This window comes from Chryseobacterium sp. UNC8MFCol, assembly GCF_000482305.1.
Lineage (GTDB): Bacteria > Bacteroidota > Bacteroidia > Flavobacteriales > Weeksellaceae > Chryseobacterium > Chryseobacterium indologenes.
In genome coordinates this window covers 186,440-199,793 of record NZ_AXUZ01000003.1, presented here as the reverse complement: position 1 = coordinate 199,793, position 13,354 = coordinate 186,440, and the positions used below count along the sequence as shown (strand labels likewise).

Annotated in this window: 6 protein-coding genes; all 6 read left to right on the top strand. The window is 36.7% G+C overall.

Features of this window, described 5'->3' with window-relative positions:
* The 6 genes from nusA (at position 1) to bshC (ending at position 13,345) form a co-directional block, all read left to right on the top strand.
* The gene (gene nusA / locus M030_RS0100910) at positions 1–1,236 is read left to right on the top strand and encodes a transcription termination factor NusA (protein WP_027371812.1); all 1,236 of its coding nucleotides are present in this window, start codon (positions 1–3) and stop codon (positions 1,234–1,236) included.
* A gap of 78 nt (positions 1,237–1,314) precedes the next feature.
* Positions 1,315–4,260, top strand: a complete 2,946-nt coding sequence (infB, locus tag M030_RS0100905; protein ID WP_027371811.1) for a translation initiation factor IF-2 — start codon at positions 1,315–1,317, stop codon at positions 4,258–4,260.
* 826 nt (positions 4,261–5,086) lie between these two features.
* Positions 5,087–8,137: a SusC/RagA family TonB-linked outer membrane protein gene (locus M030_RS23535; RefSeq protein WP_051584831.1), complete on the top strand. Its 3,051-nt coding sequence runs from the start codon at positions 5,087–5,089 to the stop codon at positions 8,135–8,137.
* A 13-nt stretch (positions 8,138–8,150) separates the two neighbouring features.
* The gene (locus tag M030_RS0100895; protein ID WP_027371810.1) at positions 8,151–9,692 is read left to right on the top strand and encodes a RagB/SusD family nutrient uptake outer membrane protein; all 1,542 of its coding nucleotides are present in this window, start codon (positions 8,151–8,153) and stop codon (positions 9,690–9,692) included.
* A 110-nt stretch (positions 9,693–9,802) separates the two neighbouring features.
* Entirely contained in the window at positions 9,803–11,743 is a 1,941-nt protein-coding gene (locus M030_RS0100890) for a putative porin (protein ID WP_027371809.1), read from the top strand.
* Between the two features lie 12 nt (positions 11,744–11,755).
* Positions 11,756–13,345: a bacillithiol biosynthesis cysteine-adding enzyme BshC gene (bshC, locus tag M030_RS0100885; RefSeq protein ID WP_027371808.1), complete on the top strand. Its 1,590-nt coding sequence runs from the start codon at positions 11,756–11,758 to the stop codon at positions 13,343–13,345.
* Positions 13,346–13,354: the final 9 nt, after the last annotated feature.

The window sequence follows — 13,354 nt, the reverse complement described above, 5'->3', positions numbered from 1 at the left end:
ATGGATAATATAGCGTTGATTGAATCCTTTGGTGATTTTAAAGACGAAAAGGGGATCAGTAAGATTGATCTTATGGCAATTATTGAAGATTCACTGAAGACACTTTTGAGAAAAAGATTCGATTCAGATGATCATTTTGATGTGATTGTAAACCCTGATAAAGGAGATTTTCAGATATTTTTAAATAAAACAATTGTAGAGGACGAAATGTCTGAAGACGATGATTTGGAAATTGAAATTTCTGAAGCAAAGAAAATTGACCCTACTTTCGAAGTGGGAGAAGACTTTACAATGGAAATCCCTGTTGCCCAGTTGGGAAGAAGAAATATTCTTACACTGAAGCAGATTCTGGCTACAAAACTTCAGGAGCATAATAATGCAATGCTGTACGAACAATTCAGAGATAAGATCGGGGAGATTGTAGTAGGAGAAATCCACCATATCCGTCACAAACACGTGATTTTGCTGGATGATGAAGGAAACGAATTTATCTTACCTAAAGAAAACCAGATCCCATCCGATTTCTTTAAAAAGGGTGAGAATATCAGAGCTATTGTTGAAACAGTAGACTTTAAAGGTTCTAAACCACAGATTATTATTTCCAGAACTGCACCTAAATTCCTAGAGAAGTTATTAGAGCTGGAAATTCCTGAAATCCAGGATGGAACAATTATCTTGAAAAAGGTAGTGAGAATTCCGGGAGAGAAGGCGAAGATTGCAGTAGATGCTTACGATGACAGAATAGATCCTGTAGGAGCTTGTGTTGGGGTGAAAGGATCCAGAATTCACGGCGTTGTAAGAGAGTTGAGAAATGAAAACATCGATGTTATTCAGTGGTCTAAAAACTCTGAGATTTTGGTGAAGAGAGCTTTAGGAAATGTTACCATTAATAAAATTGACATCAACGAGGATCAAAACTATGCATTAGTATATACCCCTGTTGAAGAGATTTCTAAAGTAATCGGAAAACAAGGACAGAATATCAGACTGGCTTCTTGGTTGTCAGGATACGAAATTGATGTATACAGAGAGTCCAGCGAGGATGATGATGTTGAATTAAGAGAATTCAATGATGATATCGAGCAGTGGATTTTGGATGAATTTAAGAAAGTAGGACTTACTACTGCAAAATCAGTATTAGATAAAGAGACAGAAAGTCTTTTAAATATGGTTGACCTTGAAGAAGAAACTATTGAAGAGGTAAAACGTATTCTGAGAGAAGAATTTGAAGATTAAGATTTTAAATAAATTTTAATAAACAGTAAAAAAGAAATACTTTAATTTTAAGAATTAAAAAAATAGTAAATAATATAGATGCCAAAAATTAGATTAAATAAAGCGGTTAAGGAATTCAACATTTCGATGTCCAGATTAGTAGAATTTTTACAATCAAGGGGGTTTGAGGTTGAAAGCAATCCTAACGCTCAATTGGAAGAAGCGGCATATTCTGCATTGGAGGCTGAGTTTGCTAAGGATGGCGAACAAAGAAAGGCTTCCCATGAGGTGGTGATTACTAAAGTTCCGGAAGAAAAACTGGAAATTGAAGAGAAGAAAACCCCTGAAGTGATAAGAGCTAAAGCAAATAAACCAGAAACTAAAATTTTAGGTAAAATAGATTTGGAAACTAGCAAGCCTGAAGTTGAAGAAACCCCTGCTGCTCCTGTAGCGACACCGGTTGAAGAAAAGAAAGAAGAAATCGTGAAAGAAGAACCGGAAGTGAAAGCAGCACCTGAAAAGCAGGAGTTTAAAGTTTTGGATAAAATTGATTTGTCTCAGATAGAATCTAGAAATAGACCTGTGAAAAAAGACAAACCAAAAGTAGAGGAGAAAAAAGAAGAAATAAAACCTGTGGAACCAGTAAAAGAAACTCCTAAGCCGGTAGTTGCAGAGGAGAAAAAAGTAGAAGCTCCGAAAGTGGATGCTGAACCGGAGTCTCAGGAACCACAGAAAATTGAGACAGTATATCAAAAACTTGACGGTCCTAAAATTGTCGGAGAAAAGATTGACCTGACTCAGTTTGCACCAAAACCTGGTTCTGGAGCGAAAAAGAAAAGAAAGAGAATCGAAAAACCTGGTCAGAATAACCAACAAGGTCAGGGGAATAACCAAAACTCTGGAAACAATAACAACCAAGGAGGTCAGGGCCAAGGAAACCGTCAGAATAACAACGGTGGACAAGGTGGAAACCGTCAGGGTCAAGGAGGTCAGGGGAACCGTCCTCAAGGTCAGGGAGGCCAAGGTGGAAACCGTTTCGGAAACAACCAGGGAGGAAACCGTCCAGGTGGCCAAGGTGGTGGATTCAAAAAAGGCGGTCAAAACAACAGACCTGGTCAAAGAGTCATGCCGGTTGAATTGACTGACGAGCAAGTTAAAAACCAGATTAAGGAAACATTAGAGAAACTGACCAATAAAGGTGGTAAATCTAAATCTGCGAAACACAGAAAAGATAAAAGAACGTACAGAAGAGAACAGGATGAGCGTCAACAAGAGCTTGAAGCACAAGACAGAACTCTTAAAGTTACGGAATTCATTACAGTAGGTGAATTAGCCAGCTTAATGAACGTATCACCAACAGAAGTGATTTCTGCATGTTTCTCACTTGGGGTAATGGTTACCATGAACCAAAGACTGGAAGCAGATACCTTATTATTGGTAGCGGATGAATTTGGTTATAAAATCGAATTCTCAGATGCTGATCTGGAAGAAAATGATACTGAAGAAGAAATCGATAACGAAGAAGACTTAGTAAGCAGAGCTCCAATCGTTACTGTAATGGGGCACGTTGACCACGGTAAAACCTCATTACTTGACTACATCAGAAAAACCAATGTAATTGCAGGTGAATCCGGAGGAATTACACAGCATATCGGTGCGTATAACGTGAAGCTTGAAAACGGACAGAGAATTACTTTCTTGGATACTCCGGGTCACGAAGCGTTTACAGCAATGAGAGCAAGAGGTGCTCAGATCACAGATATTGCAATTATTGTAATTGCAGCAGATGATGATGTGATGCCTCAGACGAGAGAAGCAATTTCTCACGCTCAGGCAGCTGGTGTACCAATGATTATTGCATTGAACAAAGTAGACCGGCCAAGTGCAAATCCGGATAATATCAGACAGCAGCTTTCCGGAATGAATATCCTTGTTGAAGAATGGGGAGGAAATGTTCAGTCTCAGGAAATCTCTGCGAAATTCGGTAATAATATGGATGTTCTATTGGAGAAAGTATTACTTCAGGCAGAAATGCTTGACTTAAAAGCCAATCCGGATAGAAATGCCCAGGGAGTTGTTATCGAAGCTTCACTGGATAAAGGTAGAGGGTATGTTGCTACTATGTTGGTACAAACAGGTACTCTAAGAGTTGGAGATTACGTAGTTGCCGGGAAAAACCACGGTAAAGTAAAAGCTATGCTTGATGAAAGAGGTAGAAACCTTAAAGAAGCAGGGCCTTCAATTCCGGTTACGATCTTAGGTCTTGACGGAGCTCCTACAGCTGGTGATAAGTTTAAAGTATACGCTGACGAGAGTGAAGCAAAAACAATCGCTAATAAGAGAGAGCAGCTTCAAAGAGAACTTTCTATCAGAACCAAGAAGCATACGACGCTTGAAGAATTGGGTAGAAGAATTGCTTTGGGTGATTTCAAAGAATTGAACATTATCCTTAAAGGTGACGTGGACGGATCTGTTGAAGCATTATCTGATCAGTTACAGAGATTATCAACAGCTGAAATCAACGTTAATATCCTTCATAAAGGCGTAGGTCAGATTACTGAATCTGATGTTAACTTAGCCGCAGCTTCAGATGCAATTATTATCGGATTTAACGTAAGAGCCGGTGCCAATGCTAAAGACCTTGCAGATAGAGAAGAAATTGAGATCAGGAACTATTCTGTAATCTATGCTGCTATCGAAGAGGTGAAGGAAGCTATGGAAGGTATGCTTTCGCCTGAGATCAAAGAACAGGTTATTGGTAATGTGGAAATCAGAGAAGTATTTAAAATCTCTAAGGTTGGAACAATTGCCGGATGTATGGTTCTTTCAGGAAAAGTAGCAAGAAACTCAAAAGTAAGAGTATTAAGAGACGGAATCGTTAAATTTGACGGCGAGCTTGAAAGCTTGAAACGTTTCAAAGATGATGTGAAGGAAGTAACAAAAGGTTACGAATGTGGTCTGAATCTTAAAGGATACAATGATATTGAAATCGGCGATATTCTTGAAGTATACGAAGAAGTAGCTGTTAAGAAAAAGCTTAAATAATATCTTAAAATACTTATATGAAGCGCCACCTCGAAGAGGTGGCGCTTTTTTATGCTCATTTGTTGATAAAATTTAATGGTGAGTGTGTATTCTGATTGGATTTGAATCCAATACCCTTAGCCAATAAATTGTGATCTTATTTGTTAAAATATAGATATGAATTAATGTCTTTTTGTTAACGGATAAGGATTTTCCTGAGGTGCATTCAGAGCGACAGTAATATTACTATTTTACAGGAATTTTTTATCGATATAGGATAATTTAGAGTAATATGGCAGTATAAAGAAAGATAGTTTCATGAATTCAAATTTCCTAAATTCCCTTTATTATACTTTAATTCCTTATTGCTAATGTTGATAAAATTAATGTTATTTAACTTATTTGCGTAATTTTTTCGCTTAAATTATTTTCTGTTAAAGAAAAAGAATATGTTGCCCCAAAGTTTTTTGGCAGTATAACTATATTCCGTAATTAAATATGAAAAGTATTATTGAAAGGTAAAGTGTTGAACTTGTGTGGTGAATCTCGTTTTTCTGTATTTTTTTTCATATAAAGTAATGTAAGCAATTGATTTTATTCTATATTTTAGTTTAGAATCATTATAAATAAAAAAATATACATTTATAATTAATTATTGAAACTGTATTTTTTATAGTTTTTTTTTGTTTTTAACCTTTTTTATGTCTTTAAAATTATCATATTTTTATAATTTAAGTTTAAAACGGTATTTGTTGTTAAAAAAATACGTTTAATGCTAAGTTAAAAATTTGCTAGTGTTAATATTTATTAACATATTTGTCGCTAAAATATATTAAAATTTGTTAATATGAATGTTAAACTACGTGTACTAAGTGCGGGAGCTTTGTTCTTTTTGGGGCAAGCCGCTTACGCACAGCAAAAGCCTAAAGATACAACAGCTGGAGAAACAGCGATTGAAGAAGTTGTTGTAATAGGGTATAGCCAGGTTCCAAAAGAAAGTTATGTTGGAACAGCGTCTAAAGTTGATGCTAAGTCAATTGATTCGAAAAACGTATCTACTGTGAGCCAGGCGCTTGCAGGGGAAGCAGCAGGGGTAAGAGTAATCAATACTTCTGGACAGCCTGGTACAGATGCAACTATCCGTATCAGAGGTTTTGGTTCAATGAGTGGAAACAGAAGCCCATTGTACGTACTTGATGGTATGCCTTTTACAGGAAATGTGAGCTCAATTAACCCTGAGGACATTGAAAACATGGTGATCCTTAAAGATGCTACCGCTACATCTATTTATGGTGCTAGAGGTGCTAACGGGGTTGTTGTTATTAATACTAAGAAAGGTAGATCTAGCAAATCTGTAATCCAGTTGGAATCTAAGGTAGGTTTCAACATGTCATTACTTCCAAGATATTCAAGAATCAGCTCTCCTGAAGAATATGTTGGATTAAGCTGGCAGGCGTTAAGAAACCAAGGTAGACTTGCTGGGAACGCTAATCCAACCGCATATGCTAACACAAGACTTTTTAGTACAGCGGGAATTAGCCCGGATTATAATATCTGGGGTACACCGGCTGCAAATCTGATTGACCCTAATACCGGTATGGTACGTTCGGGAATTGGTAGAATCTATGATCCGGAAAACTGGGAAGATTATGCTTTCCAAACTTCTGCAAGAACGGAAAATAACCTATCCATCAGTGGTGGTAGCGGTAAAACAACATATTATACGAATATTGGTTACTTAAGTGATAAAGGATATTCTATTAACTCAAACTTTGAAAGATATAATGGTAGATTAAATTTAACTCACCAGGCAAGACCTTGGTTGAAGGGAGAATTTAATTTAGGTTATGCATACTCTAAAGCTAAAAGAAACGGACAAAGTAGTGATTCAGGAAGTATTTTCTGGTTTGTAGATAATATTCCTTCCCTATATCCACTATTTACACGTGATGCAAATGGAAATAAAATTCCGGATCCACACTTTGGAGGAAATCAGTTTGATTATGGTATGGGAGATTACGGTAGAGGATTTGGAGGTCTTACCAATGCAATTGGTGATGCTACCAATAATATCAACAACTTCTATAAGCATGAGATCAATGCCAACATGTTCTTAAAAGCTGATATTACTAAAAATTTAAGCTTTGAAACAAGAATTGGAGGGCAATATTATAACAACAGTAATGATCAGGTAGATAACCCTTTCTATGGAAATGCAGCGAGTCAGAATGGTTATATTTCCAAATCTAAGACTGAATTAATGGCTTATAACTGGTTACAGTTATTAAGATACCAAAAGAGATTTGGTGATCACAATGTGATGGCTTTTGCAGCTCACGAAAGTAACAGCTGGGAACAAAAGTATCTATCTGCCGGAAGACCAACTATTATTGATATGATTCCTGAATTGAATCAGGGGGTGGGAGAATCGTTATCCAATTCTTACACATATAATTATACACTAGAATCTTATTTCGGACAGTTAACATATGACTTCCAAGGGAAATATTTCTTCAACGGAACAGTTAGAAGAGATGGAACTTCAAGATTCTTACAAAATAAATGGGATACATTCTGGTCAGCAGGATTTGGATGGTTAGTTACAAAGGAAAATTTCCTTAATGATAATAAAACCATCAAACATTTAAAATTAAAAGCGAGTTATGGTACAGTAGGTGATCAGTCGATCGTTGGAAGTACTGCTGCTTCAGCTCAAAATGGAGGATACTATCCAGGATATAATGTATATAATCCAGGAAACTTCATGGGACTTCCTGCTGCTACTTATGACAGAGATGGTTATCCTAATTTAACTTGGGAGAAATCTAATATCTTCCAGGTAGGTGCTGAAATCGGATTATTTAAAAACAGAGCTGTTGAGCTTGAAGTGGATTACTACCACAGAACAACGAACGACTTGATTTTTGATAACAGATTAGCTCCTTCTACAGGTAATGGAATTTTAAAAGTAAATGATGGTAAGCTTGTTAACCAAGGTTTAGAATTTACTTTGAAAACACATATCATTAATAAAGATAATATGTATCTTGATTTTGGTATCAATGGTGAGATCTTACGTAATAAACTTACACAGATGCCAATTGATCCATCTACTGGAGTTGCTAAGATCATTGATTTATCTGAAGCAGGTTTTGGTAGAGCAGAAGGAAGATCATTATACGACTTTTACATGAGAGAATATGTAGGAGTAAATTCAGCTACCGGTGCCGCTCAATGGTCTGTCAGCTATGTTGATACCAACGGAAACGGAAAATTTGATGCAGGTGAACAAATCGGGTCACTTTATGAATTCCAAAAGCTGAATCCTAATGCAGACATCAGAACAGGAGTTACAGAAGTATATTCTCAGGCAACTCAGAAATTCTTAGACAAATCTGCTATTCCTGCTATTAGAGGAGCATTCAACTTAGATTTTGGATATAAGCAGTTCTCCCTGGGAGTACAATTCCTGTATAGTCTTGGTGGATATGCATATGACGGGCTTTATGCCGGGCTAATGGGTAACGGTGTTGTAGGTAACAACAACTGGCACACTGATATCAGACAAAGATGGCAGAATCCTGGTGATGTAACAGATGTTCCAAGAATGTCTTCTAACGCTGCTATTGATGCTAACCAAAATGCAAGATCCAGCAGATTCCTAGTGAAATCTGACTATCTGGCACTTAATAATATCCGTTTAGGATATAACCTTCCTCAGGACTTTGTAAAAGCAATTGGCCTTACAGGATTCAACTTATTCGTAAGTGGAGATAACTTATGGATTGCAACAAAAAGAAAAGGATTTAATCCAAGTGTTTCAGAAACAGGAGCAAGTAGCACATATGCTTATGCACCATTATCTACTATAACTTTTGGAGCTAAAATTAACTTCTAACTATTAATTTACAATGAAAAAGATATTATTATTAAGTATAGCATTATCAGCATTGACTGTTTCATGTCGTGAAGAGTTTCTTGAATCATCACCTACAGAAACAATTGCTGATGCTCCTGCACAAACAAAACTGAATGGTTTGTATGTGATGATGATTAACACAGGAACAGGGGGAACAGATTTGGATCATGATGACTTCGGTCAAAAAGGATACGATATTTACAGTGACATGCTTTCCCAGGATATGGCTCTTGAGGCTACATCTTACGGATGGTATGTTGCCATGGCAAATATGACCGCTCAGACTGACTTTACCAATACCATGAACTACAAACCATGGAGGTACTATTACAGAATGATTGCAGGTGCGAACCAAATTATTGATGCTCTTGGAGGGACGGATTTTGTTCCTACTACTGATGCTGATAAATATGCAATGGGACAAGCTAAAGCTCTACGTGCTTATGCTTACTTTTATCTGATGCAATTCTATACGAAAGGATATAGTGCTAGTGAAGCAGCAATTCCTGTTTATACAAAAGCAGGTATGCCGGCTCAACCAAAATCTACTCAAGCTCAGGTATATGCACTTATTGTGGACGACTTGACTAAAGCTGTAAATTATCTTGAAGGTTTCCAGAGAACAAATAAAGGGATGATCGATCAGTCTGTTGCCAAAGGTCTTTTGGCTTATACATATGCTGCAATAGATCAACCGGTGCAGGCTGCTAAACTCTCTAAAGAGATCATTAATGATTATGGTTATACGTCTACTACCAAAACAGAAACTGTAAGAATGGCACATTCGGCAGGATCTAACGTAGTAAGTGGAGGAGGATTCAATGATTTGAAGACACCTAGCTGGATGTGGGGATTTGATATCGCTGTTGTAAACGGATTAGACCTGGTTAGCTGGTGGGGCCAAGTGGATATGTTCTCATATAGCTATGCTTCAGTAGGGACAAGAAAAGGAATTGATCTAGGCTTGTATAATAATATGAAAGCCCGTGATATCAGAAGAAATCAATTTGTGATGAGTACAATTAATGATAGTGAGGGAACTCCTATAGCTACTACTCCTGCAAGAAACTTCCCTGGTAACAAGTTCTTTGACCTTAACAGAATTGCTCAGGGACAAAGACAGATTACTGCGGACTATATCTTCATGAGAGTAGATGAATTCTATTTCCTGGCTGCTGAATCTCTTGCTAAAACAGGACAGGATGCTGAGGCTAAAACTATCTTAAAACAAGTACTTTACAATAGATATTCAGATTCAACAGATCCTGCGGAGCCAAACAAAACAGCAGCAGCTTATGTTGACAGTTTCCTTGATACTTTGACAGGAACAGCTCTTCAAACGGAAATCTACAACCAAACAAGATTTGAATTCTGGGGTGAAGGTAAATCTTACTTAGCATTTAAGAGAAACAAAGCTACCGTTACAAGAGGTTCTAACCACTTGTTCTTCGTAGGTACTGCGTTCCCTTATAATGATCCTAGAGTATCTTTAACAATTCCTCAGGAAGAAATTGTAAATAACCCACATTTCTAATCATAGAAAAAGGGATAAAAAAAGAAAATTTTCTTTTTATTTAACTAAAAAGGTTGTCTCAAAAATGAGACAGCCTTTTTTTTATTAAATTTGCTGAACAATAATGAATAATGAAGTACATCCTTTTCATAATCACCTTCTTCAGTTTGGCTGCTCAGGCGCAGGTTGTGGATTCTATAAAAACTCAAAAACTTCAACGAAACCCGGAAGATACTCTTGTCATAGACTCCGGTAAAAAAGATTCTTTGAAAATTTTCAAACCTACAATCAATGATTATCTCTTTCAGACACAGTTTTCAGAAAAGAAAGTCTTTGATACCGTGATGACTTTTGATAAGACACACATTTTCTCTCAATATAATAATCAAGATAACTTCGGAAGAGTACAGCCTGCCAATATCGGGTCAGGATTTAACCCTCTTGTATTTGAAGTGAATCCGGAACAGAACCTGTCTTTATTGCCTTCCAATAAAGCATATATGATTCTCGGAGCCAATGATGTAAAATATTATGATGTAAAAACTCCTACTGCCGCATTCATCTATCATAATGCAATGAGAAACGGTGCCGCATTGAACTCTACTTACACCCAAAATATTGGGAAAAGATTCAATTTTGCCCTTGAATATATGGGGTTAAGATCTCAGGGATTGTATAGAAACTCACTGGCAGCAAACAACAACACAATATTTTCAGGACATTATATTTCCAAAAGTGGAAACTATGAGCTTTTTGCCCATTACCTGCATCAAAATGTAAATAATCAGGAAAGTGGTGGAATTGTCGAAGATAATTTGTTTCAAAGTGGCGACAGTAATTATAGAAACAGACAGAATGCCCAGATGAATCTTTCTTCAAGCAGCTCACAGTTTTCTTACCGGAGATATTACCTGAGTCATCAGTTTACACCTTTCAATGCTGAGAAATTTCCTTTTAGTATACGCCACACGATGTTACATCAGGGAAATAAATACTACTATAATCAGGGAGCACTGGAAAGGGTTTGGTATAAAGATGATAGTGAAATCGTTGCCAATTTTCCTCTGACAACAAAGAAATATTCTGATAATTTCAGTAACACGGTAAGTCTGGTTTTTAATAATGAAAAATTCAAACTGGATGCTGGAGTTCGTTACCAGATGATCAAATTCGGAATCAGGGATGTCGTATCTATAGGAGGCGTATCTTTTCCGTCAGAACTTAAAGAAAACAGAATTGGTGCTGTAGGAAATCTGCAGGTAAAACTTTGGGATAAAGTTCAGTTGAATTCCTTCCTTGAATTTTCAAACGGAAGTCAGTTTAAAAGCTATCTTAGAACTGCCAATACTTTAAAATTTGAACCGGTAAAGGATTATTTTGTCAATGCTAAAGTAAATTTCCAAAGCGCATATCCTTCATTCAATTACCTCTTGAATACTTCCGTATATAACAGTTTTAATTATTACCTTGAAAATGCCAGAAACCAATCGGTAATGGAAATCGGGGGAAGTATAAACCTGAAGTGGTTCAAAACAGAAATTTTTGCCAACTATTTCAGAATAGACAATTATACGTATATTGATAACGAAGGTAGCCCACAGCAAAGTGACAGCTCTCTTAATATTTCTCAGATTGGAGGAGATGCTACCTTTAGTTTTGGTAAATTCCATTTGAATACAAGGCTGCATTTCCAAAATGCATTGACAAATAAAAATCTGCTTCCGATGCCAAGCTTTATCGGAAGAGCCAATTTCTTCTTTCAGACGCAGGCCTTTAAGAAAGCCGCAGAAATCCAGGCAGGACTTAAGGTGTATTACTTCTCTAAATTTGCTTCAAGAGAATATTTTCCCATCCTAAACGAATATATGTTACCTGATTCCGGTTCGTTCTCTATTGGTGGGCAGCCGATTGCCGATCTTTATATCAATTTGAAAGTGAAGAAAATGTTCTTCTTCATCGAAGGTCAGCAGATAGGAACTCTTATTTCCAACAACAAAGCGTATGCATTCCCACACTATCCGGTATATGACTTCAGACTGAATATTGGAATTGTGTGGTATTTGTTCAACTAAAAACGATACAGGTTGAAAACAATTAATAAGATATCATTCAACGATATAGAAAGTATTCCTCAATTGGTAAAAGATTTTTTGAATCAACAAATTGAGGGGTTTGAAAATAAAACATTTACTGTAGATCATTTTCGTCAGCAGATCCATCTTAAAGGCGATTCGTCTTTATCATCAGAGCAGAGAAGAATATTGTCTGCGGTATTAGAAGAGCAGCTTTCAGAGCTTACATTGTCTTCAAAGCAAAAAGGTAATGTGGCGGATCTTCAGCTTCCCAATACATTTACTGTTACTACAGGACATCAGTTGAACCTGTTTTCGGGGCCTGTTTTCTTTGTCTATAAGATATTGCAGACGATAAAAACATGTACTTATCTCAAAGAAAATTTTCCGGACTTCAATTTTGTTCCGGTCTATTGGATGGCTTCCGAAGATCATGATTTTGCTGAAATTAACCATTTTAAAACAGAAAATCATTTCTACGAGATCAACGAGAAATCCGGTGGCCCGGTAGGCAGAATTCAAATCAGTGATACCTATTTTATTTCTGAGTTTGAAAAAGAATTTAAAGATTCTGTCTTCGGAACCGAATTGATTTTAATGCTTAAAGAAGCTTATAAAACCGGAAATACTTTAACACAGGCGATCAGAATCCTGGTTAATAGACTTTTTTCTGAATTCGGACTTTTGATATTGGATGGTGATTCGAAAGAGCTTAAAGCTGAGATGAAAGAGATTTTTAAAGATGAGCTCCTGCATTTCAGCCTGCAAACACAATCCGAAGCCAAAGTAGATTTTCTGACTGAAAAATATGGTAAAGTTCAGGTAAACCCCCGCGAAATTAATCTCTTTTACCTGTCAGATACAAGAGACAGGATTGAATTTAACGGTCAGAAATATATCGTTGTAGACAAAAATATTCAGTTTACACAAGAAGAAATACTGGCCGAGCTGGAAAACTACCCCGAAAGATTTAGCCCAAATGCATTGATGCGCCCGGTATATCAGGAAAAAATATTACCTAACCTGGCGTACATCGGCGGAAATGCCGAAATCATGTACTGGCTGGAACTGAAAGATTATTTTTCAAAAATTGAAATTCCTTTTCCGATTCTTATTCCCAGAAATTCCATGCTTTTTATAAAAGAAAAGACACTGGGGAAAATCCGGAAACTCGATCTCGGAATTGATGATTTCTTCCAGAACTTTGCCATCATAACCAACCGTAAGATTTTAAAGGATAATCATATTTTACCATTACTGGAAGAAAAAGAGCAGCTCCTGATCAATAATTTTTCTGAATTGAAAGCCACTGCAGAAATGACCGAAAGATCTTTTGGCAATATGGTAAAGGCCGAAGAAGTGAGACAGTTGAAATCATTTAAAAGAATGAAAAAACGTCTGCTTCATGCTGAAAAAATAAAACAGGCAGAGCTGCTGGAAAGACTTGAAAATCTGTTTTTAGACATACACCCTTCCGGTACATGGCAGGAAAGGGTCTACAACTTTAGCGTATTCTTTTCAGATTACGGCTATTCATGGCTTGAAAATTGTTTGGAAGAAATGGTGGTTCAAGAATCCAAACTAATAATTGTTGCCATTTAATTTTAAAGG

Coding starts and splice junctions, on each gene's coding strand:
- nusA (WP_027371812.1), top strand. CDS start 1: ATGGATAATATAGCGTTGATTGAATCCTTTGGTGATTTTAAAGACGAA.
- infB (WP_027371811.1), top strand. CDS start 1,315: ATGCCAAAAATTAGATTAAATAAAGCGGTTAAGGAATTCAACATTTCG.
- M030_RS23535 (WP_051584831.1), top strand. CDS start 5,087: ATGAATGTTAAACTACGTGTACTAAGTGCGGGAGCTTTGTTCTTTTTG.
- M030_RS0100895 (WP_027371810.1), top strand. CDS start 8,151: ATGAAAAAGATATTATTATTAAGTATAGCATTATCAGCATTGACTGTT.
- M030_RS0100890 (WP_027371809.1), top strand. CDS start 9,803: ATGAAGTACATCCTTTTCATAATCACCTTCTTCAGTTTGGCTGCTCAG.